20 protein-coding genes are annotated in these 22457 nt (G+C 63.5%); 11 read left to right on the top strand and 9 right to left on the bottom strand.

The annotated features are described in order from the left end of the window. Window positions 1-25 precede the first annotated feature (25 nt). Together ACVWW3_RS34895 and ACVWW3_RS34890 are read left to right on the top strand one after the other, a co-directional pair. Window positions 26-1045, top strand: coding sequence for a helix-turn-helix transcriptional regulator (locus ACVWW3_RS34895; RefSeq protein WP_456651663.1), 1020 nt, complete (start codon window positions 26-28; stop codon window positions 1043-1045). A gap of 99 nt (window positions 1046-1144) precedes the next feature. Beyond that, window positions 1145-1378 (top strand): hypothetical protein, encoded by a 234-nt coding sequence (locus ACVWW3_RS34890; RefSeq protein WP_456651664.1) that lies wholly within the window; start codon window positions 1145-1147, stop codon window positions 1376-1378. 57 nt (window positions 1379-1435) lie between these two features. Here the strand turns inward: ACVWW3_RS34890 and ACVWW3_RS34885 are convergent, their stop codons facing one another. From ACVWW3_RS34885 to ACVWW3_RS34875, 3 genes are all read right to left on the bottom strand, one after another. After that, window positions 1436-2383, bottom strand: a complete 948-nt coding sequence (locus ACVWW3_RS34885; protein ID WP_456651665.1) for a fatty acid desaturase — start codon at window positions 2381-2383, stop codon at window positions 1436-1438. 15 nt (window positions 2384-2398) lie between these two features. Beyond that, on the bottom strand, window positions 2399-3415 hold the full coding sequence (locus ACVWW3_RS34880; protein WP_456651666.1) for an alpha/beta fold hydrolase: 1017 nt from the start codon (window positions 3413-3415) through the stop codon (window positions 2399-2401). A gap of 154 nt (window positions 3416-3569) precedes the next feature. Then, window positions 3570-4373 (bottom strand): MBL fold metallo-hydrolase, encoded by an 804-nt coding sequence (locus ACVWW3_RS34875; protein WP_456652127.1) that lies wholly within the window; start codon window positions 4371-4373, stop codon window positions 3570-3572. A gap of 180 nt (window positions 4374-4553) precedes the next feature. Between ACVWW3_RS34875 and ACVWW3_RS34870 the strand changes: the two genes are divergently transcribed. Then, on the top strand, window positions 4554-5753 hold the full coding sequence (locus tag ACVWW3_RS34870; protein WP_456651667.1) for an MFS transporter: 1200 nt from the start codon (window positions 4554-4556) through the stop codon (window positions 5751-5753). A 47-nt stretch (window positions 5754-5800) separates the two neighbouring features. On the opposite strand, the gene ACVWW3_RS34865 is transcribed toward ACVWW3_RS34870, so the two are convergent. The 3 genes from ACVWW3_RS34865 to ACVWW3_RS34855 all read right to left on the bottom strand — a co-directional run bounded on the left by ACVWW3_RS34865 (window position 5801) and on the right by ACVWW3_RS34855 (window position 9319). Further along, window positions 5801-6808, bottom strand: coding sequence for a zinc-dependent alcohol dehydrogenase family protein (locus tag ACVWW3_RS34865; protein WP_456651668.1), 1008 nt, complete (start codon window positions 6806-6808; stop codon window positions 5801-5803). A gap of 15 nt (window positions 6809-6823) precedes the next feature. Further along, window positions 6824-8437 carry an acyl-CoA synthetase gene (locus ACVWW3_RS34860; RefSeq protein WP_456651669.1) on the bottom strand — a complete coding sequence of 538 codons (1614 nt, stop codon included), beginning with the start codon at window positions 8435-8437 and terminating at the stop codon, window positions 6824-6826. Between the two features lie 114 nt (window positions 8438-8551). Beyond that, entirely contained in the window at window positions 8552-9319 is a 768-nt protein-coding gene (locus tag ACVWW3_RS34855; protein ID WP_247344048.1) for a FadR/GntR family transcriptional regulator, read from the bottom strand. A 164-nt stretch (window positions 9320-9483) separates the two neighbouring features. Here ACVWW3_RS34855 and ACVWW3_RS34850 point away from each other — a divergent pair, with 164 nt between their 5' ends. Continuing rightward, on the top strand, window positions 9484-10689 hold the full coding sequence (locus ACVWW3_RS34850) for an ABC transporter substrate-binding protein (RefSeq protein WP_456651670.1): 1206 nt from the start codon (window positions 9484-9486) through the stop codon (window positions 10687-10689). A gap of 47 nt (window positions 10690-10736) precedes the next feature. On the opposite strand, the gene ACVWW3_RS34845 is transcribed toward ACVWW3_RS34850, so the two are convergent. Beyond that, window positions 10737-11681, bottom strand: coding sequence for a helix-turn-helix domain-containing protein (locus tag ACVWW3_RS34845; protein ID WP_456651671.1), 945 nt, complete (start codon window positions 11679-11681; stop codon window positions 10737-10739). Between the two features lie 439 nt (window positions 11682-12120). Here ACVWW3_RS34845 and ACVWW3_RS34840 point away from each other — a divergent pair, with 439 nt between their 5' ends. From ACVWW3_RS34840 to ACVWW3_RS34810, 7 genes are all read left to right on the top strand, one after another. Beyond that, window positions 12121-12522: an AMP-binding protein gene (locus tag ACVWW3_RS34840; protein ID WP_456672303.1), complete on the top strand. Its 402-nt coding sequence runs from the start codon at window positions 12121-12123 to the stop codon at window positions 12520-12522. After that, window positions 12497-13840 (top strand): AMP-binding protein, encoded by a 1344-nt coding sequence (locus tag ACVWW3_RS34835; protein WP_456672302.1) that lies wholly within the window; start codon window positions 12497-12499, stop codon window positions 13838-13840. The genes ACVWW3_RS34840 and ACVWW3_RS34835 overlap by 26 nt, the downstream gene beginning before the upstream one ends. A 41-nt stretch (window positions 13841-13881) precedes the next feature. Next, window positions 13882-14853 carry an ABC transporter permease gene (locus ACVWW3_RS34830; protein WP_247344060.1) on the top strand — a complete coding sequence of 324 codons (972 nt, stop codon included), beginning with the start codon at window positions 13882-13884 and terminating at the stop codon, window positions 14851-14853. A gap of 41 nt (window positions 14854-14894) precedes the next feature. Beyond that, window positions 14895-15911, top strand: a complete 1017-nt coding sequence (locus tag ACVWW3_RS34825; RefSeq protein WP_456651673.1) for a sugar ABC transporter substrate-binding protein — start codon at window positions 14895-14897, stop codon at window positions 15909-15911. 75 nt (window positions 15912-15986) lie between these two features. Continuing rightward, window positions 15987-18110, top strand: coding sequence for an ABC transporter permease (locus ACVWW3_RS34820; protein WP_456651674.1), 2124 nt, complete (start codon window positions 15987-15989; stop codon window positions 18108-18110). Further along, a complete protein-coding gene (locus ACVWW3_RS34815; protein WP_456651675.1) occupies window positions 18107-19204 on the top strand; it encodes a hypothetical protein in 1098 nt (365 codons plus the stop codon). Before ACVWW3_RS34820 ends, ACVWW3_RS34815 begins: the two co-directional genes overlap by 4 nt. Beyond that, window positions 19201-20697, top strand: a complete 1497-nt coding sequence (locus tag ACVWW3_RS34810; RefSeq protein WP_456651676.1) for a sugar ABC transporter ATP-binding protein — start codon at window positions 19201-19203, stop codon at window positions 20695-20697. The genes ACVWW3_RS34815 and ACVWW3_RS34810 overlap by 4 nt, the downstream gene beginning before the upstream one ends. Window positions 20698-20706: 9 nt before the next feature. Here the strand turns inward: ACVWW3_RS34810 and ACVWW3_RS34805 are convergent, their stop codons facing one another. Both ACVWW3_RS34805 and ACVWW3_RS34800 read right to left on the bottom strand, forming a co-directional pair. Then, window positions 20707-21195, bottom strand: coding sequence for a DUF2059 domain-containing protein (locus ACVWW3_RS34805; RefSeq protein ID WP_456651677.1), 489 nt, complete (start codon window positions 21193-21195; stop codon window positions 20707-20709). A 32-nt stretch (window positions 21196-21227) separates the two neighbouring features. Next, complete coding sequence (locus ACVWW3_RS34800; RefSeq protein WP_456651678.1) at window positions 21228-22430, bottom strand: OpgC domain-containing protein; 1203 nt, start codon at window positions 22428-22430, stop codon at window positions 21228-21230. Between the last annotated feature and the right edge of the window lie 27 nt (window positions 22431-22457).

The following is a 22457-nucleotide window of genomic DNA, read 5'->3' as shown; positions in this document are numbered from 1 at the left end:
TGTATCAGGTATGGTTCAAGGGATCATGCGCGCGAGCCGGATGCTGTCAATCCTCACCACCCTCCAGGCCAAGGGGCAGGTCACTGCGCCCGAGCTCGCGGAGGCCTGCGAAGTCTCGGTGCGCACGATCTATCGCGACATCGACGCGCTCGCGGCCTCCGGCGTCCCCGTTTATGCCGACCGCGGCGCGGAGGGCGGCTATCGCCTCCTCGACGGCTATCGCGTGCGGCTGAACGGCTTGTCGCAGAGCGAGGCGGGAGCGCTGTTCCTGACCGGATTGCCGGGCCCGGCCGCGGCGCTCGGGCTCGATGCCGCGATGATCGCCGCGCAGAACAAGCTGATGGCAGCGCTGCCCGCCAATTTGCGCGAGGATGCCAGCCGGATGCAGGAGCGCTTTCATCTCGACGCGCCGGGCTGGTTCGGCGAGGCGGAAGAGCCAAAGCATCTGCGCACCATCGCCGGCGCGGCTCTGCGCGGGACGCTGATAAAAATCCGCTACCAGAGCTGGCGCGCCGAGAAGCAGCGCCGCGTCGCGCCGCTCGGCCTCGTGCTGAAGGGCGGCAGCTGGTATCTCGCAGGTTTGGTCGACGGCAGCGTGCGCACCTATCGCGTCGCGCGCGTGCTCGACTGCACGGCGCTCGACGATCACTGCGAGCGTCCCGCCGATTTCGATCTCGCGGCCTATTGGCGGGATGCAACGCTGCGCCTCGAGGCCGAGATGCATCCCAATGTCGCGGTCGTCCGGCTATCGCCCTTCGGCGTCAAGCTGCTCGACGCGCTGAGCCAGCCTTACGTCAGGGCGCGTACGCAGCTTGAAGACACCGCCGATGCAGACGGCTGGCGCATTGCCAGAGTGCCGACCGGAAAGACGTCGTGGCACGCTGCGGCCGAATTGTTGCGGCTCGGGCCCGAGGCCGAAGTGCTGGAGCCGGCCGATCTGCGCGAGAAGATGGCGGAGCTGACACAGGCGATGGCTGCGCGCTACCGCGCGGCGCGGAAAACATGGCGGCGGCGTAACCCGCCGCGACCGACGAAACACTCCTGAAACACGATTCTCCGCTCGCGGCATGAACGCATTCGCGTTTCGGCTCGACCGAGATGCAGGGACACAACAACGGCCCTTGCGCCACACTGGAGAATGAAAATGTTTCGTAAGCTTGCACTTGGTCTGATCGCTGCCGGCTCGCTCGGCGTTGCCGCTCTCGCGCCGACCGCCGCGTCGGCCCATGGCTTCCATCATCACTGGGGTCCCGGCTGGGGCTTTGGCGGCATCTATGTCAACACCGGCGTCAACAATTGCTACCAGGGGCGCGTCATCCAGACCCGCCACGGCCTGCGCGTCCGCATGGTGAATGTCTGCGCCTACGGCGCCTACTGATGGATCGCCTCCACGACAAAGCTCCGGTCGCGCCGCGACCGGAGCTTTGCGTTTGCGCTAGCCGGCCTGCCGCTGCCGGCGAAACCAGGCCCAGGTCTCGCGCGTCGTTCTGATGTAGCCGCGGCCGCGATAGAGGATCTCGCCGTCGACGATCACGTTCAGCTTCGGCAGCGCGTGAAAGGGAATCGAGGGATAGGCGTGGTGCTCGACGTGATAGGGCATATTCCACGTGAGCCATTTGACAATCGCGCCGGTATAGGTGGTGCGGGTATTCTGGAAAGCGCTGCGGGTGCGCTCGCAGCCGGTGTGCTCGGCATAGAGATACGGCCGCAGGAAGAGTTGCCCGATCATCAGCGGAACGATCCAGACCCAGAGCAGCAGTGCCGACGAGAACCAGAGCGACAGCACGAGCAGCAGCGCATAGAGTGCGACATAGGCACGCGCCTCGGTCACGATGATGGCGCGCCTGTTCTCGGGGATCCAGGGCACGACGACCTTGCCGGTGACGGCATGGCCGAACATCAGCCAAACGCGGCCGACGACCTGAAGCAGGCCGCTATAGGCGAGCGCGAGCTGCGTGTCGGACTTCGGCTTCACGCCGACGACCAGCTCGGGATCCTTGTCCGGATCCTGGGTGTAGCGGTGATGGTCCCAGTGGAACAGACAGTAATATTCGTAAGGCAATCCGATGATGAAGCCTGAGAGATAGCCGACCGCGAGGTTGAGGCCGCGGCTTCTGAACGCGGTCTTGTGCGCGGTCTCATGCACCGCCATGAACAGGAAGGCGACGAAATAGCCCTGCACGGCCACCAGTGGCAGCGCCCAGAGGACGCCGTATGTCGCGGTAACCTTCCATATCAGCGCGCCGACCAGCGTGATCAGGCCGTAATGGCAGAGGCTGCGCGCTGCGCCCTGAAAATTGGAGCGCGACGACAATTCGCGCAGCATCGCCGGTGACAGCGGCTTCAGGCGATGGCCGGACTCTGAAACGGCTGCGTCGCTCATGATCGGATGCCTGCCCTACTTGCCGAGGAGTGTTGCAATCTCGGCCTTGATGAAGGCCTGATCGCCCGGATTGTTGACGGGGTTTCCGGCGCGATGGCCGTGCAGCGACGGGATCGGATGCAGCGCCGCTGATTTCGCGTTGACCAGCCGGCCGAGTTCGTCCTCGTTGTCGCGGACGTCGAAATAGCGATCGGTCGCGCCCGGCATCAGCAGCATGTGCGCCTTGACCGCACCGAGCGCGCGATCGAAATCGCCGTCGAATGCGGTGCAGCGGCTGACGTCGCCGTTCTGCCAGATGCCGATCTGGGCCAGGAGATCGTTGGCGTCGCGCCGGGCAAACGCCGGGTCCCATGCGCGGACGAGATAATCGTCCAGCGAGGCGAAGCCCGCTTCGCGCCAGATCTCGTCGCGATAGAAACCGTGCGACATCGCCCAACCCGCGTAGACGCGCCCCATGGCGCGATAGCCAGCGACAGGCTTCTCGACGAAGCGGCCGTCGCGGAAGGCCGGATCGGCGGTCAGCGCGGCCTTCACGCTTTCCAGAAAGACGTAATTATAGGGCGCGCAGCGGGCACTGCCGCAGACAACAGCCGCGCGCTCGACCATATCGGCATGCAGCGCCGCCCAGTGGTAGGCCTGCATGCCGCCCATCGACCAGCCATAGACCAGGGCAAGCTTGGAGATGCCGAACCGCTCGGTGAGCAGCCGGTGCTGAACCGCGATGGCATCGTGATAGGTCATCATCGGGAACGACGCCGCCGTATTCGACGGCGAGGACGACAGGCCGTTACCGAACAGGTTCGGGATGACGATGAAATAGCGTGTGGGGTCGAGCACGCCGTCGGGGCCGATCAGCCACTCGGTGTCGGTGTGCTGCGCGCTGAACGAGGTCGGATAGAGAATGACGTTGTCCTTGGCGGGGCTAAGCCGGCCGTAGGTCTTGTAGGCGAGCTGGAGCAAAGGGACGACGGCGCCGGACTGGAGCGTGACGTCGCCAGCCTCGAAGATCTCATAGTCGCGGTCCGCCGTCATGCGTCCAACTCCCGCTCGCGCGCTAAGCGCGCCGCCAAAACGGCGATGCATCGATCATGCCGTTCCCGCAGACGCATCGTTGCGCCACGCTTAATAACTGTACTTATAGTCCATTTATTATGGACCGGCAAGGTGAATCCGATCGCGCGTCGGCTCAGGCGATGGCCGCCAGATAGCGCGCGACAGACGCCGCGAATGCGACCTTGGCGCCTGCGGCGATGTTGCGGCCCCACCACGCACCGTAGATGCGATCGAACGCCAGCGGCTCGACCGCAGCTGCAATCCGTCTTACCGCCGCGGCATTGAGTGGCATGTAGTTCGGATAGGAGTACATGAAGCTGACGAAGCGGCGATCCATCGTCACCTGCGCGATATCGCCGGTGAGCAGCGCACCCCTGCCGCCCGCACCGCGCGCATGGTGCAGCACAGTGGCACCGGCGAAATGACCGCCGGTGCGCAGGAGCAGCAAATCGTCCGAGATGCGATGGCTTTCACCGGTCCAGTGCACGATCGATGAATGTGGACGCGTCACCCATTGGCGATCATCGGCGTGCAAATAGACCGGCACCCCGCCGAACGCCTCGCTCCAGTCGGCGAGCGCGCCATAGTAATGCGGATGCGAGATCGCAATCGCCTTCAGCCCGCAGAGTGACCGCACATGCGCGATCGCCTCCGGCGTCGCCAGCGGTACGCAGTCCCACATCAGGCAGCCGCCCGCGAGCGGCACCAGCAGCGCGCGCTGGCCGATGGCAAAGCTTGGCTCGAGCGCGATGCCGGTCAGGCCGAGATCCTCGCGCCAGACCAGGCGGTGACGTTCTCCGAGCGCCTCGCGCGTGAGGAAAGTTTGCCCCTTCCAGCCGACGAATTGCCGTTCGTCCTCGCAAATCGGACAGGACGGGGGCGGATTTTCGCCGTCCGGGAATTGCGCGCCGCAGGTTTCGCAGGTCCAGAGGGGCATGATCATGATCCAGAACGAGACCGGAACGGCGCGAGGCAACATTCCCGTCCTCAATCGCAGGCGCGGCCGGAACCAACGCGCTGAGCGCAGGTTACTTTCTGGTCCGCCCCGGCGCAATTGGCCGGCCGTCAGTCTTGCACGAGACCATAGTCGGTTGGCAGCAATACGTTCAGCGTCTCGATGACATCGCGCCCCGCCCCGTCCCGCCTCTGGCCGCTGTTCGCAGTCAACTTCTTCATGGCCGACATGCAGTCGGGCATCGGGCCGTTCGTCGGAGTGTTCCTTCAGGAGCGCGGCTGGGCGAGCGGGCTGATCGGCACCGCGATGACGATCGGCAATGTCGCAGGCATGCTGGTCACGACGCCGATTGGCGGGTTCATCGATTCCAGCCGCAACAAGCGCCTGTGGGTGGTCATCCCCGGCATCTGCGTGGTGCTTGCGTCCGCGATCATCCTGATCTCGCAGAATTTCTGGGCGGTGACGTTCTCGCAGGTCGCACAATCGCTGGCGAGCGCCGCGATCGTGCCGGCCGTCACAGGTATCACGCTCGGCATCGCGAAACAGAAGGGATTCAATGCACTGAACGGCCGCAACCAGGCGTTCAACCATGCCGGCAACATGGTCGGCGCGGCGCTGTCGGGCTATCTCGGCTATCAATTCGGCTACGTCTCGGTGTTCGTGCTGGCCGCCGCGTTCGGCGCCATCGCGATCGCCTGCGTGCTGATGATACCGGCCAAGACGATCGACGACCGCGCCGCGCGCGGCAGCAAGGAGGATGACCTCGACAGCCAACCGGATGCGCTCACGATCCTGCTCAAGCACAAGGCGCTGCTCGTCCTTGCGCTGGCTCTCGCCCTCTTCCATCTTGGCAACGCCGCGATCGTTCCGCTTTACAGTCTTGCGGCCGTGGCCGACGGACAGGCCAACGGCCCGAGCTTCGTCGCCACCACCGTGGTGATCGCACAGGGCGTGATGATCGTCACCTCGCTAATCGCCATGAAGGTCGCGAGCAAGCGCAATTACTGGCCCGTCATCCTCGTCTCCTTCATGTTCCTGCCGATTCGCGGCGTGCTCGCCTTCTTCGTTACGGGATGGTGGGGCGTCGTGCCGATGCAGGTGCTCGACGGTATCGGCACCGGGCTCCAGACGGTCGCCGTCCCCGGCATGGTCGCGCGCTCGCTCAACGGCACCGGCCGCATCAATCTCGGCCAAGGCGCCGTCATCACCGTGCAGGGCGTTGGCGCGAGCCTCAGTCCCGCCCTTGGCGGCTGGATCGCACAATGGATCGGCTATGGCCCGACCTTCCTGCTGCTCGGCGGCTTCGGGCTCGCGTCGATGGCGCTGTGGCTGGTGTTCGGCGCGGCCGTGAAGAAGTATTGAGAGCGTCATTGCGGGACGAGCGCTCGCTCCGACGCCCCAGCGCATTCCTAAGAGAACTCCACCACGATCTTGCCGAAATGGCCACCCTGCTGCATCAGCCGCAGCACGTCGGGCACGGCGTCGAAGCCGAACACGCGGTCGATCACGGGCTTCATGCCATTGCGGTAGATCGCAGCACTCATACCTTCGAACATCCGGCGGCTGCCGACAGACAGACCAATGACGTGCAGGTTCTTGGAAAACAGGCTCGGAATCGCGATCTGCTGGGAGAAGCCTGTGAGCACGCCGATCACCAGGATGTTGCCACCGACCCGCGCCGCCTCGAGCGATTGCGCAAAAGTATCCTTGCCACCGACCTCGACGACATGATCGACGCCGCCACCGGTCCACTCCGAAGCCGCCTTGCCCCATTCGGGCAACGAACGATAGTTGATGGTGTGATCCGCTCCGAGCGCCTTGGCACGTTCGAGCTTCTCGTCGCTCGACGAGGTCACGATCACGCTCGCACCGGCGAGCTTTGCGAATTGCAGCGCAAAGATCGACACACCGCCGGTACCCTGCACCAGCACCGTGTCACCGGGCTGCACCCTGGCCTCCTCGAACAGCGCGCGCCAGGCGGTTAGCCCGGCACAGGGCAGCGTCGCCGCTTCCCGGAAAGACAGATGCAACGGGATATGGGTGACGCCCTCGGCGTCGAGCACCATGACCTGCTGAAGCACGCCGGGCCGCGTGCCGCCGAGCGCATAGCGACGGCTGGCGGCCGACACCTTCCCGTCGATCCAGGATTGGAAGAACATCGGACAGACGCGATCACCCACCGCGACGCGGACAACGCCATCACCGACAGCGATCACCTCGCCGGCGCCATCCGAGAACGGGATCAGCGGCAATCTGGTGACGCCGCCCTTCCCCTGCACCGTGAGCAGGTCGCGATAATTCACAGATGCCGCCCGCATGCGCACCGCGACCTGCCCCGCGCCAGGTGTGGGCTCGGGCAGATCGGCCAGCTGCAGGCCCTCGATCGACCAGTCACGCGCAACCTGCCAGGCTTTCATGGCGATCGCTCCGCCTCAGGTGCCAAAATTTGTCTGGATCGCCTTGTCGAGCGTCTCGCCCCCGACAAAGCGCTGGCGCAACTCGCGCTTGAGCAGCTTGCCGCTCGGGTTCTTGGGCAAGGCATCGACGAATATGACGCGCTTGGGCACCTTGAAATGCGCCATCTGGCCGGCGCAGTGCTTGATGACGGAATCTTCGTCGAGCTTCTCGCCGCTCTTGACCACGACGATGGCAGTCACCGCCTCGATCCAGCGCGGATCGGGCAAGCCGACGACGGCGACTTCGGACACCGCGGGGATGCGATAGACCATCTCCTCGACCTCGCGGCTGGCGACGTTCTCGCCGCCCGTCTTGATCATGTCCTTGACGCGATCGACCACGGTGATGTGGCCCTCTTCATCGACGATGGCGAGGTCGCCCGAGTGAAACCAGCCGCCGGAGAACGCTGCCGCCGTCTTGACCGGGTCGTTGTAATAGCCGGAGAGCAGATGCGGCGAGCGGTGCACGATCTCGCCGACCTCGCCGATCTTGACGTCCTCCATCGACGTGGTGACGACTCGTGTCTCGACATTGAGCACGGGCTTGCCGGCCGAGCCCGCCTTGCGCAGCTGGTCCGCAGGACCCAGCACGGTCGCGAGCGGCGCTATCTCGGTCTGGCCGTAGAAATTCCAGAACTTGACGTTGGGCAGACGGCGCTGGAGCTCGAGCAACACCTCCACCGGCATGATCGAGGCGCCGTAATAGCCCTTCTGAAGCGTCGACAGGTCGGCCTTGTCGAAGTTCGGCGAGCGCAGCATCGCGATCCAGATCGTCGGCGGCGCGAAGAAGGACGTGATCTTGTGCGCCTGGATCAACGACAGAATGTTGTCGGCGGTCGGCTTGCCCGTGATCACGCCGGAGGCGCCGAGATAAATTTGCGGCCCCAGGAACACGTCAAGCTGCGCGCAGTGATAGAGCGGCAGCGCGTGCAGGAATTTGTCATCTACGCTCATGCCGCCGTCGATGATGCAGCTGACATATTGCCACATCACGGCATCATGGGTCAGCATCGCGCCCTTGGGCAGGGACTCCGTGCCGCTGGTGTAGACGATCTGCGCGAGATCGCGGCTGTCGACGGACGCCTCCAGGAACGAAGCGTCGGGGCTGAGGAGATCGTCGAAGGTGGTGAGGCCCGCGGGCGCCGTGGCCGGATCCTCGCCCGGCAGCCAGATCAACTTTTCGACCGCACAATCCCTGGCGCTTGCGGCGCGCGCGGGCTCGACGAAATCAGGACCGGCCGCGAGCACCTTTGCGCCGGAGCTCTTCAGGATGAAGTTGATCTCGTCCGGATTGAGCATGAAGTTGATCGGCACCAGCACCGCGCCGATCCGGGCCACCGCGAACCGGAGCGCCGCAAAGGCGTGCGAATTGCGCGACAGCACGGCGAGGCGGTCGCCCTTCTTGACGCCGAGGCCGAGCAGACCGCGGCTGAGCCGGTTGCAGATCGCGTCCATCTCGGCAAACGTCCAGCTCACATTGCCACAGCTCACCGCAAGCCTGTCCGGCTCGCGACCCGCCGAACGGCGCAGAAGATCGCCGATGGAATGCTCGCGGGCCTTCGAGATGGTGGCTACGATGTCGCCGGTCATGTGTCCCTCCGTGTGATGTCTTTTTTTGCTGGATTTTGCTTGAAGTCTTGCGGCTTGTCTTTTCTTGCGCATGATCCTCCCGGAAAACCGCTCCACACTTTTCCGGATCATGCGCTATCTGCGTCGGACCGCTTGCGCGTGCTCCATGTACATATGCTCGACGGAACGGTCGAGCGAAGCGATCTTCTCGAAACCGCGCCGCCAATCCTGCAAGTGCCGGCGCGTCCAGAGCACGCCCGCCTCGCGGTCGCGGCGCTGGATCGCCTCGATGAGATGGCGATGCGCGGCGACGAGGCGCGGGCCGCCTTCGGCCACACCAGCGACGATCATCTCGGTGGTCGGATAGAACAATTGCGCGGCCGGCTCACGCGCGAGCTGGAGCACGCGGTTCTGCGAGGCCTTGGCAACCAGCACGTGGAATTCGGCATCGCATTCGGCAAGCATCGCGGGATCGCCGACCACGGCCTCGCTGCGCACGAGGTTATCGGCGAGCTCTGCGAGGTTCTCCTCCGTCGCCCGCTCCACCGCGCCTTCGATGCTCGCCACTTCGAGCGTCATCGAGGCCTCGTAGAGCTCGCGGAAAGTGACCTCGTGCAGCACAAGCGCGCGACTGAGACGGCTCGCGAGCTTGGTGTAGCGTGGCAGACAGGCATGCAGCCGTCGCGAGGAATCGCGGCTGATCAGCCCGCCCTCCTCCAGCACGCGAATGCCTTCGCGAATGGTCGAACGGTTGACGCCGAACTGGCGCACCAGATCGTGCTCGGTGCCGATGGGATCGCCCGGCTTGATGCGGCCATTGACGATCTCGCGCTCGATGGCGTCGGCGACCTTCTGATAGGCGGGCGCGACATCGATCGGACGGAAGAGCGGCGCGAGAGGCAAATCTGGCTCCAATGGCGTTTGTCGGACAAACTATAGGAACGGCGGTGGGCGCGTCAAACTGCGTTATTCGCGCCGACGATGCAACAAATTGACTCCTGAGGAACCCGCCTCTAACTTTGTCGGACAAAGGCACAGCATAGTCCCGCTCAAGAGGAAACGTATCCATGAGACCTATCGCAGCATTCGTGTCTGCGGCCGGCTTGCTGTCGGCTGCCCTGATCACCCCCACCTCCGCCCAGCAGGCGCCGCTCAAGATCGGCGTGCTCTCCGACTTCTCCTCGGTCTATTCCGACATCGGAGGCCAGGGGAATGTCGAGGCCACCAAAATGGCGATCGAGGATTTTGGCGGGCAGATGTTCGGCAAGCCGATCGACATGGTCTCTGCCGATGTGCTGAACAAGCCCGACGTCGCCTCGACCATCGCGCGAAAATGGTGGGAGACCGAAGGCGTCGACATGATCATCGACCTGCCGACATCGGCCACTGCGCTCGCGGTGATGGAGCTGTCGAAGCAATACGAGAAGATCATGATCGTGACGGATGCCGCGAGCTCCGACATTACCGGAAAGTCCTGCTCGCCCTACACTGCGCACTGGACCTACGACACTTATTCCAACGCGCACACGGTCGGCAGCGCCATCGTCAAGAACGGCGGCGACAGCTGGTTCTTCCTCACCGCCGACTATGTATTCGGCCATTCGATCGAACGCGACACCGGCGACGTCGTGAGGGCCGCCGGCGGCAAGGTGCTCGGCAGCGTCAAGCATCCGCTCAACACCGCGGACTTCTCATCCTTCCTGCTCCAGGCCCAGGCATCCAAGGCCAAGATCATCGGGCTGGCGAACGGCGGCGGCGACACCATCAACGCGATCAAGCAGGCCGGTGAGTTCGGTATCGTCGCCGGCGGCCAGAACCTGGCTGCGATCGTGATGTTCATCTCCGACGTGCACAGCTTAGGGCTGAAGCTCGCACAGGGACTGATCATCACCGAGGCCTATTACTGGGACCTCAACGACAAGACCCGCGCCTTCGGCAAGCGTTTCATGGAACGCATGAAGCGCATGCCGACGATGAACCAGGCAGCGACCTACAGCGCGACGCTGCATTACCTGAAGGCGGCGCAGGCCGCCGGCACAAAGGACACCAAGACGGTGATGGCCAAGATGCGCGAGCTACCGGTGAAGGATGCCTTCACCGACAACGGCGTCTTACGCGAGGACGGCCGCATGGTGCACAGCATGTACCTGTTCCAGGTGAAGAAGCCCGAAGAATCGAAAGGGCCTTGGGACTATTACAAGCTGCTCGCCGAGGTGCCTGCCGACCAGGCCTTCCGTCCGCTCAAGGACGGCGGTTGCCCGCTGGTGAAGTAATGCTTTCGCAACGACCGACCTGCATCGCCTCGCGCGGTGCAGGTCCTTTAGCGCCGTCGCAGATCGGATGGGCTGTGCCCGAATTTCCTACGAAAGACCGTGCTGAAGTACGACGAGCTGCTGAATCCCAACTGATAGGCAACTTCGGTGATCGACAGGGAGCGCAACTCGGGACGGGTCAGGACGTCGTAACAGCGCTGCAGCCGGCGATCCAAAATCCATTCGGACACCGAGACATCGGTGAGCCGGAAGAGATAATGCAGATGCCTGAGCGAGACGCCGTTGTTCTTTGCGACCTTCTCGAGCGACAGGTCCGCGTCGGTGAGGTGCGTCTCGATCCAGGCTTTGACCGAGCGCAGACGGGCCTGCTGCGCGCCGGCATCCTCCGAGAATTCGTCCCGGTCACCCATGTCGAGCGCGAGCACCAGCACGTCCATCAGCTCACCGCCGAGCCGGGTCCTTACGGTCTCATCCAGCGGACCTCCTTGCGCCGCGAGCGTGGCGCAGAACTCGGCGGCAATCCGTCCGAGGCCCCGGCTCGTCGCCATCGTCGTGACGACAGGCAGGCGTCCGTCGCTGAAGCGCGCCGAGAATTCCTGGCGCGGAATCTCGAGGTAGAGCGATCGCACCTTGCCGATGCACTCCAGATCATAGGCCTCCGAGGCCGAGAAGATCGCGCCCATACCGGGATTCGAGAGCAGGGTCTGGCCGGCCTGGAGGACGTTGACCCGGCCCTGCTGGACGAACTCGACGTAGTAGCAATCCTTGTCGAGCTTCGCGATATGCCGCTCGCGTCGGGATATGCGCTGTTCGGACAGCAGTACGTCTGTCATCGTAACTGCGCCGAACCGCGCCTCGCGAATGAAGCCGTGGTAGTCGGATCGCTCCTCGGCATCCACGTCGACATGGACGTAGACATCGCAAATAGCGCCTTGCCACGCGGCGTAGCGCTTGGACGGCTCCAGATCGTCTGTCGAAAATACCAGGTTCATCGTCGGCCCATCCATTGCGAGGCCAGGATGAACGTTGTTTGTGCATCGCACAAGTCGGCCAGGCAAAGAGATTCTAGATGGCCGCCGTCTGCACGCAAGACCGGTTTGCGCGGAGAAGCAAAAGCTTTGCGCTCCGGAGCAAGCCGCCTCCGGGCATGTGGCCTATGAAGAACAAAAAACGGACAACGAAATAGGCGGGAAACGTTCGCTTGCATCAGGTCAGATCAACCGCTGCACAATCTGCCGTGCCGCTTGAATGGCGGTGCCCGTGAGCAGCGCGTTGCCGATCACGACGCGGTTCACGCAACCGATCAAGGCCATCGCCGATATCGAAGCGCTGGAGCGGCGGTCTTACGATTCTCTCGTTCCTGCCCGCAATCTTCATCATCTCTTCGAAGCAACGGCGCGCCTGCATCCTGATCGGCCTGCGCTAACGGTTTTGACCAAAGGCTCGCGCGAACCGGGCGACGTCACGCTGACGCATCGGCAGTTGCTCGCGGAAATCGCCCGCGCGGCAAACCTGTTCCGGTCGCACGGGATCAACAGGAATGGCGGAACGATCGCGTTTCTCTGTCCGATCCTTCCGCAGCTATTCCCGGCGCTGCTTGGCGCCCAAATCGCGGGCGTCGCCAGCTCGATCAATTTTCTCCTGAACGAAGATGCGATTGCCGACCTGCTCGAGGCACAGAACGCAACCGTGCTGGTCGTTGCTTCCGAAGCGGCCGATCGCGCGATCTGGACCAAAGCAACTAACGTCGCGAAGCGCGTCCCGTCACTCAGAACGATTTTCGTGCTTGGCAAGGATAGCCGCTCGATTGGCCACTTTTCTGAGCTTCGATGAGGCGATTGCAGGTGCGCCGGACATTCTCGAATTCCAGCCGTCGACAGATCGCCAAGCCGTATGCGCACTCTTCCACACCGGCGGAACGACCGGAAGGCCGAAGCTCGTGCGCCTGACGCATGGAAACCAGATCCATGCCGCCTGGAGCTTTGCGCAGGTTCACGGATTGGACGAGCTAGATGCCGCCGTGAATGGCTTTCCACTGTTTCACGTCGGCGGCACGATGACGCTCGGTCTGTCCATTCTCGCAGCCGGCGGCCATGTCATCATTCCCTCGCCCTACGCTCTCAGAAGTCCGGATGCGATCCGCGATTATTGGCACACCGTGGAGCGCTTCCGCGCAACCATCGTCAGCGGCGTGCCGACGTCGATTGCCGCGCTTGCCGAGGTGCCGATCGGATCCTCCGATATCAGCTCGGTTCGAATGGCCCTCACCGGCGGGGCCGTGGCTCCGAAGGCCATCAGCGAGAGGTTTCAGGCGCGAACCGGGATTACCTTGTTCGAGACCTATGGCATGACGGAAACCGCAGCAGCGATCGCGTTCAATCCCGGCCGCGGGACACCCATACAGGGCAGCGTAGGATTCAGGGCGCCGTTTGCGAGGACCAGAATCGTTTCTCTGGCCGATGCCGACCTGAAGCAAGACTGCCCGCCGCTCACCAGCGGCCTCGTCCTCGTCAGCGGACCGCAGGTGTTTCCCGGATACGTCGACCCCCGGCACAACAAAGGCGTGCTGACCGACGACCAATGGATCGTCACCGGCGACGTCGGATATCTCACCCCGGATCAGCGCCTGGTGCTGACCGGCCGCGAGAAAGACCTGATCGTGCGCAGCGGTCACAACATCGACCCTGCCGCAATCGAGGATGTCGCGAACGCCTTCCCCGGCGTGCAGATGAGTTCGGCAGTCGGCATGCCGGACGCCTATGCCGGCGAGGTCCCGATTCTCTTCGTGGTGCCGTCTCCGGGGCAGACGATCGATCTGCCGCAGCTGCGCGAGCATCTCGAACGCAACGTCAATGAACCTCCTGCGCGGCCGAAGCGGGTCGTGCTGCTCGAAGCGCTGCCAGTCACCGCCGTCGGGAAGATCTTCAAGCCCACGCTTCGCGACCTCGCCGTTCGGGAGAAGGTCAGGACCGAGATCGACCGCATCTTCAGCCCGGACACCGCGGCAAACATCCTCGTCGAGAGGGACGCCAGGCTGAACACACTCGTCCACATCTCGGTGGACTCCAATGATCAGGAACGGGCTAAGGTACTTGCCGAAAGCCTGGCGACGCTTCCGCAAACCTATCGCATAGAGACCCGATCGTCCTGACGGACCCACAGAGGCCGAAGTCGAAGAAAGGCAAAACGGGGATGAAACGCTTTCGGTTCAATCAGCAAGAGATCGTCTTCGCCGTCTTCGCGCTGCTGTTCCTCGTTTTTTCGATCTTCCTGCGCGGCTTTCTGACCGCTGACAACATGCTGACGCTGCTCCAGAACGTGGCGGTGCTCGGCATACTCGGCCTTGCCATGGCGATCGTCGTGATCGGCCGCGGCATCGACATCTCGCTGATCGCAGCCCTCGCGGTCCCGCCGGGGCTGGTGCTGCAGATGGTGCAGAACGGTCATTCGCTGCCGGCCTCGCTGCTGGCCGCAGTGCTGCTCACGATTGCCTTCGGCCTCATCAACGGCTGGCTGATTGCCTATGCGGAGGTCCCCTCGCTATTTGCGACACTCGCAACCGGCCTGCTGCTCGCCGGGCTCGGGCAGACCGCATTGTTTCAGCTCGACGTCGTGCAGTGGAGCCCCGGCATGGACGGCTTCGAGCGGCTCGGACAAGGCACCATCCTCGGCATTCCAACATCAATCGTGATGTTCGCGCTCGCCTGTATCGCAGTCTCTTTCCTGCTGCGCCAGACGCGCTGGGGAGCCTATATCTATGCAATCGGCGATAACCCTTACGCCGCGCGTGTCACCGGCATTCCCTCCCGGCCGATCATCGTGCTGCAATATGTCGTCGCCGCCCTGATCGGCTGCTTTGCCGGTCTGGTAATGGCCGCATCCGTTAATTCAATGCCGACCCGCATCTTCAACTCGACGCTCATCTACGACGTCATCCTGGTCGTCGTGCTTGGCGGCATCGGGCTATCCGGCGGCCGCGGCGGCGTGCTGAACGTCGTGATCGGCACGCTCGTGATCGGCACGATGCTCAACGGCATGACCATCATGGACATTTCCTACGCCGGACAGAATCTCATCAAGGGCGTGGTCCTGCTGCTCGCCGTCATCACGGACTCTTTCTTGAATCCGCGCAACGAAGAAACGGCACAGCAAGGCGACATCTGAACGACCCAACGAGAACGACAACTATAACCGAGGAGGAAGTAATGAAACATTTCGGCAGCCCGACAAAGGCGACCGTGGCCGCACTGGGTCTCGCGGCAATGACCGTACCGGCCCTGGCCCAACAGGGCCTGGACGAGCCGTTCCAGAAGCCGTTCAAGGAAGCCCTGGCCGGCAAGACCGTAGCCTATGTTCCGGTTGCCATGAACTTCGACCTCACCGAAGGCTGGTATGCCGGCCTGAAGAAGGAGCTCGAGCCGTTCGGCGTCAAGTTCGTGATCCGCGATGCCAACTGGAATACCAACGCCGGTGCGCAGGCCGTCACGTCGCTGATCTCGGAGAAGCCGGCGGTGATCGTGGTCCAAAATCCGGACGTGCAAACCTACGCCAAGCTGCTGCAGCGCGCCGAGAACGAAGGCATCTACGTCATCCAGATCAACATGGGCTCGGCCTACCGGAGCTCGGCCTTCGTCGGCGCCAACTGGGTCGAGATCGGCGAACGCCAGACCGAAGCCGTGGTCAAGGCCTGCGAGGGCAAGTCGAACAAGATTGCGATCATCCAGGGGGCGCTGTCGGCGGCAGCGAGCGCCTATACGCTGAAAGGCGTCGAGAACGTGCTCGCCAAGCATCCAGAGGTCAAGGTGGTGTCCAGCCAAGCCGCCGATTGGGACGCGGCCAAGGCCAAGGCGATCACGCAAACGGTGTTGAAGCAGAATCCCGATCTCTGCGGCATCGTCGGCTTCTGGGACGGCATGGATATCGGCACCGCGGCGGCCGTGAAGGAAGCAGGCCTCACCGGAAAGGTGTTCGTCGCCACCTCGGGCGGCGGCGAGCGCAAGGGCGCGTGCGAGCTGGTGAAATCCGGCGCGTTCGATCTCAACATGAGCTACGACGTGCCGACCCAGGCCGCGCAGATGGCCGGCACGATCAAATGGCTGCTGTCCTCGGGCGTCAAGCCCGGCTCGATCAAGGGCTCGGAATACACGACGTTGATTCCGATCACCAAGGAGAACGCCGACAGCCAGATGGCCTGCTGGAATCTCAGCGACCTCAAGAAATAATTCCACGACACCAGACTCAAGCGTCCCGGGCCGCTTCGCGCCCGGGACGTCGCTCCAAATTTGCAAGGTCCTGGAATGCCGATGCGCGATACCCTGACGAGTCTGCGTTACCGTTACTGGCCTGATCATCTGCTCGGTGAAATTCTGTCCAAGCGATGGACCGAGACAGCTATCCCGGTGATCCTTCTCCTGATCATTGGCCTCGCGCTCAGCCGATCCATCGACAATTTCCTGTCGCCGGCGAGCCTTGCCGACACCGCGCGCCAGGCCGGAGAGATCGGTTTCATCGCGCTCGGGCTGGCGCTGGTGGTCATCGTCGGCGGAATCGATCTTTCCGTCGGTTCAATCTTCGCGCTGACAGATTTCTGCGCCCTTTATCTGCTCGACGTATTGGGCTGGCCGGTGCCGGCGGTGGTCGCCGCGACGCTGCTCTGCGGCGCGCTGCTTGGTGCCGTCAATGGTGTGCTGATCGGATATCTGCGGCTACGGGCCTTCATCACCACGCTGATCACGCTGATCATCTACCGCTCGGCCTACGATCTCCTGATCCAGCGCTATTCCAACGCGATCGCGTCGTCCTTTCCCGACATTCCGTCCTGGGATTTCATCGGCGGCGGCAGTGTCTTCGGCTTTCCGACCGTGGCGCTCGTCTATATCGTGATCGCCATCTTCGGTCATATCTTCATGACGCGGTTGCGTCCGGGCTGGCACATCACCGCGATCGGCGGCTCGCGCCGTTCGGCTTACAATTCCGGCATTCCCGTCCGCCGCACCATTGCGCTCTGCTACGTCGCGAGCGGTGTGCTGACCAGCATCGGCGCGCTGTTCTTCGCGTCCCGGCTCGGCACCGTCGGCGGCGACATCGGCGTCGGACTTGAGGTGATCGTGGTGACCGCAACGGTGCTGGGCGGCATCACGCTCGGCGGCGGCAAGGGCTCGGTGGCTAAATCAGCCGTCGGGGTGCTGATCGTACTCCTGATCACCAACGGCCTGACGACCATGAACGCGCGCGGCGGCGTCAACCGGATGGCGCTCGCCGGTATCCTGCTTGTCGCTGCCATGGTCGATATCCGCTGGCAGAAGAACCGCACACGCATCATCAGCAAAGTCTATGTCGCGCCCACCTATCACGCGCTGCCACCGCCCCCACCGACCGAAATCGGGCAAGGCGGCCCGTTCGAGCAGAACGACAAGCTGCGTAACGTCGAGCTGATCGGCCTCGGACGGATCGAGGCACCCGAAGACGTCATCCTCGATCGCCACGACAATCTCTATGCGGGTTCGCGCCACGGTGACATCATCCGCTTTCTCGCACCGGACTATCAGAAGATGGAGGTGTTCGCCCATATCGGCGGCCAGCCGCTCGGCATGGCCTTCGACCGCGAGGACAACCTCTACATCTGCATCGGTGGCATGGGACTCTATCGCGTCAGGCCCGACGGAACGGTGGAAAAGGTGACCGACGAGACCAACCGCAGCATGCGCTCGGTCAACGACGACAGCCGCCTGCGGCTCGCCGACGATCTCGACATCACCGACGACGGCCTCATCTTCTTCTCGGAGGCGACTGTGCGCTACGAGATGGACGAATGGCCGATCGACGGCCTTGAGGCGCGCGGCAACGGACGCATAATTTCCTACGACACCAAGACCGGCACGACACGCACGGAGCTGCGCGGCCTCAAATTCCCGAACGGCATCTGCGTCGCCAGCGACGGCCAGTCGATCCTGTTTGCCGAAACGTTCGGCTGCTCGATCAAGCGCTATTGGTTCGCGGGACCGAAAAAGGATGCCATCGAGGTGGTGATGGACAATTTGCCGGGCTACCCTGACAACATCAACCTGGCCTCGGATGGCAATTACTGGCTGGCGCTGGTCGGCATGCGCAGCCCCTCGCTCGACCTCGCCTGGAAATTGCCTGGCTTCCGGCGACGCATGGCCAAACGCGTGCCCGTGGATGAGTGGCTGTTCCCCAATATCAACACAGGCTGCGTGGTCAAGTTCAACGAGCAGGGCAAGATCGTCGAATCGCTCTGGGATCTGCGCGGCGAAAACCATCCGATGATCACATCGATGCGCGAGCATCGCGGCTATCTCTATCTCGGCGGCATCCTCAACAACCGGATCGGCCGCTACAAGCTCGACAACGCCGATCCGAACTTCGTCCAATACGACAAGAGGTGGGGAAAGCAATCGTGATCGCGGCTGTAAGGGAGTTCGCCAACCGCTTTCTCGGGCGGGGCGACGCCACCATCACCGTGCCGTCCTTTGACGGCGCATTGAAGCCCAACCAGAAGCTGGAATCGGCGGAGATCTTGCTGACCTGCGAAGCGCCGGAGGACATCGCCACCGATGGAAGCAAGCTTTTCATTGCGGATGGTCCGCGCTTGATGCGCCTGGATGGCGTCTCGGCATCAGAGGTCCGCAGCTTCGATCGGCTTATCTCGGCCCTGTGTACTCTTCCCGGCGGCGGCCTCGCAGTCGCGCTCGGAGGGCGCGAGGTGCATCTCTACGCAAACGCTTCGGCCGAGCAGCCAGGCACGACGTTTGCCGATAGCGCCTTCAACGCCATCAACGCGCTCGCGCTCGCGGACGACAATACGCTCATTGCGACTGACGGCTCCACAACATGCGGCGTCGACGACTGGGCGCGCGATCTGATGGAGCTCAACCGGAGCGGCCGCGTGTTCAGGCTGGATCCCGGCAGCAAAACCGTGACGCCGCTGGCGCAAGGGCTCGGCCATGCCTTCGGTGCTTGCGCGCATGGCAATGGCGTACTGGTCAGCGAGAGCTGGCGTCACCGCCTCGTCCTGGTGGCGCCGGGCGCTGCACCGCAGACAATGCTTGCTCGCCTTCCCGTCTATCCATCGCGGCTGGCGAAGGCCTCGGGCGGCGGCTATTGGCTCACGGCCTTCACCGCGCGCACCCAGCTCATCGAGTTCGTGCTGCGCGAGCCGGCCTACCGGCGGCGCATGATGGCCGAAATCGATCCAGAGTACTGGGTCGCGCCGCGCCTGCGCTCCGGCCTCTCGTTCAAGGAGCCGATGCAGGGCGCACATATCAAGACCATGGGCGTGATCAAGCCGTGGGCGCCGCCGCGCTCCTACGGGCTAGTCATCCGGCTCGACGCCGACGGCCAGCCGCTTTACTCGCTGCACAGCCGGGTCGACGGCGTCAATCACGGCGTCGTTGCGGCCATCGAGATGGGCGACGATCTCGTCCTGATCGCCAAGGGGCCGGGCCGTGTCCTGAGATTGCCCCTCGCCGGCCTTGCCGAGGAGTTTGGTTCATGAGCGACATCATGCTCTCGCTGCGCAAGGCCACAAAACTCTACGCCGGCGTGCCCGCCATCGACGGGGTCGACTTCGACCTCCGCCGCGGCGAGATTCACGCACTGGTCGGCGAGAACGGCGCCGGCAAGTCGACCCTGACCAAGGTGATGGCGGGCGTGGTGACGCTGACCTCAGGCGCCATGACGGTTGACGGCGTCGACGTCGCACCAAGGACGCCGCTGGAGGCGCGCAATCTAGGCATCGCCATGGTGTTCCAGGAGAACAGCCTGGTGCCGACCATGACGGTCGCGCAGAACTTGTTTCTCGGACAGGAGAAGTTTTACAACCGCCTGCGCGGCATCTACATCGCCGCACAACAGTTCTTGCAATCGCTCAATTTCGACGTCACGCCGACTGCGACCGTGAGCGGCCTTGGAGCTGCCAAGAAGCAAATGGTGGAGATCGCGCGCGCGGTTCTGCACCGCGCCAAGGTCATCATCTTCGACGAGCCGACCGCATCGCTGACGCCGGAAGAGAAGAAATACTTCTTCGACCTCGTCCGTGATCTCAAGAAGCGCGGCGTCTCGATCGTCTTCATCTCGCACGCCCTCGAAGAGGCCCTGCTGCTCGCCGACCGCATCACGGTACTGCGCGACGGCAAGCATGTCGTGACCGACGACGCCGCAAAATTCGACCGTGCCGCAATCGTGCAGGCCATGGTCGGACGCGACCTTTCCAACACGCTCTACGGCGCAAGGAAAAGTAACGTGCGGCCTGCCGGTGCGCGGGTGCTCACGGTGCAGAATTTGAAGATGGCGCCGATGGTGAAGAACAATTCACTGTCGGTGTTCGCGGGACAGATCACCGGCGTGTTCGGCCTGGTCGGCGCGGGGCGCACCGAAACCTTCAAGATCGTCTCCGGCGTGCTCAAGCGCGACTTCTTCCACGGCGGAGAAATCCTGCTGCACGACAAGCCGGTGCGCTACCGGGTACCGGCGCCGGCGGTCAAGGCCGGCATCGCCTATGTCACCGAGGACCGCAAGGTCGAGGGCTTCTTCGAGACGTCCTCGATCGCGCGCAACATTTATCTCGGCCTGCTGTCGAAATTCCCCAAGGGCCGCATGATGCTGTCCCGGCGGGAAACCGAGACGGTCGGCAGGAGCTGGATCAAGAAACTCGGGGTGCGCGCCATCGGCGACCACGGCAAGGTGGTCGAGCTCTCCGGCGGCAATCAGCAGAAGGTCGTGATCGCAAAATCGCTGGTGCAGGAGCCGGACCTGATCATCTTCGACGAGCCGACGCGCGGCGTCGACGTCGGCGCCATCGTCGAGATCCACGAGCTGATCAACCGGCTTGCCGACGAGGGCAAGGCGGTCGTGGTCATCTCGTCCTATCTGCCCGAGATCATGGCCCTTTCCGACCGGATCCTGGTCTCACGCCAGGGCAAGGTTGTGGAGGAATTCTCCGCGCAGGACGCGACTGAGGAGAGGATCATGTACGCGGCTATCCACTGAGAGAGCTGTCTACAGCTTGTGCCCCTTCTGGCGCAGCGCCTCGATCAGGCGCTGCTTCAACTCGTCGGCAGCCTTCTGGCTGACGTCCTGGCCGATCTGCGCGCTTGCCTGCGCCAGCGCGTCCGACTTCTCCAGAAACTTCTTCCCGGCCGGCTGGGCATAGAAGGCCTCGATCTGGCGCAGCTCGTCGATGCTGAAGCCTTGGGCATAGAGGGCGGCGACCTGGTCGATCATCGAGGTCAGCGCCGGGGTGTAGATCTCGGAGCCGGGTGCCGTCATCGCGTCATAGTCGCGCTCGATCTCCGGCCTGTCCTGCGCGACCACGGGCCGGAGCTTGAGCAGAAGCTGCGGCAACAGCGCGCGATATTGATCCGCGATCTTCAAGGTGACCACGAGCTTGCGCGCCGCGCTCATCGCCTCCGGCGAGGGTGCTTGGGCCGCTGCGTCACAGATCAGGAGCAGGAGGGCGCCGGCGATCGTCAACAAACGTCTGGACATGAACCGCTCCACGAGATGCAGGCTGGCGATGCTCAACGACCGGCAGTTGCCGCCGGCGCGGTCTGCAATGTGGCGTCGGCCTCCTCGACCTCCGTCACCTTCACGAACAGGTTCGGCACTCGTCTGGCCCGGTCGAGCAGCCAGGCGGCTGCGATCATGATGATGATGCCGACGGCGGAGACCGCGAGCTGCTCCCAGACGCCCTTGGTGTATTGCGTCAGGATCCAGTGCGCCGAGAACGACAGGAATACGCCGAGGCAGAAGATCGGCAGCGAATGCCGGCCACACAGGATGACGGGCCGCAGCCAGAGCCCGTGCAGCGCCCGCCATTTGCGCGAGACGAAATGCGTCACCCACATCGCCAGCGCCAGGAAATGCGTGAAGCGCAGCATGTCGAGATCAGTCTTGTCGATCGGGTAGATCGCCTTGATCATCCATTTCGGGACCAGGGCTTCGAGCGCAGGGACATGCCAGGTCATCACGATCAGCAGCGCGAAGGCGAGCCAGGCCGCGGCCAGCCCCATCGCCGCTTTCGACCACACCCATGTCGCGACCTTGTCGATCTGGCCGATGCCGCACCAGGCCGCAAACACGAACATCAGCTGCCAGCAGAACGGGTTGAAATACCAGGTCGTGCCGGGCGGATAGGAGGCGATGTTCCAGTCGAACCAGCGCGACAGCACGTAGAGCACCACGGACGCGGCGAGCGTCAGGTTCGGCCGGCGCACCAGGCACCAGACGATGAACGGCGCGGCGAACACCAGCGCGATGTAGAGCGGCAGCACGTCGAGATTGACCGGCTTGTATTTCAAGAGGATCGCCTGGCCGATCAGCTCGTCCGGATGCGACAGGAAATTGAACACGTTGAACTCGTGCTCGTACATCGGATTGTCGAAGCGGCGCGCGGTCCGGGCGATCTGCGCCGTGAACAACAGGAACAGCATGATGTGAGCGACATACATCTCGGCCGCGCGCCGCCACAGCCGCTTCAGCGCCGCGAGAAACCAGCCGCCTGCGACGATCGGGCCGTAGATCCAGCCGACCAGATAGCCGGAGATGAAGACGAAGAACTCCGCGGCGTCGCTGAAGCCGTAATTGCGCAAGGTCAGCCAGGCCACGACGTCGTGCGGGATGTGGTCGAGGAAGATCATCCACAATCCGATGCCGCGGAAGAGATCGAGCCGCAAATCGCGCTCGACCGGCGCAAGCAGCGCTGACTGGTCCCGTGAGATCATGGCCCCGCCTCGTTCGGTGGGCGTCGC

It is taken from the genome of Bradyrhizobium sp. LM2.9 (assembly GCF_054056555.1).
Note: the sequence above shows the minus strand (reverse complement) of the source record. Positions and strands in the feature narration are given on the sequence as shown.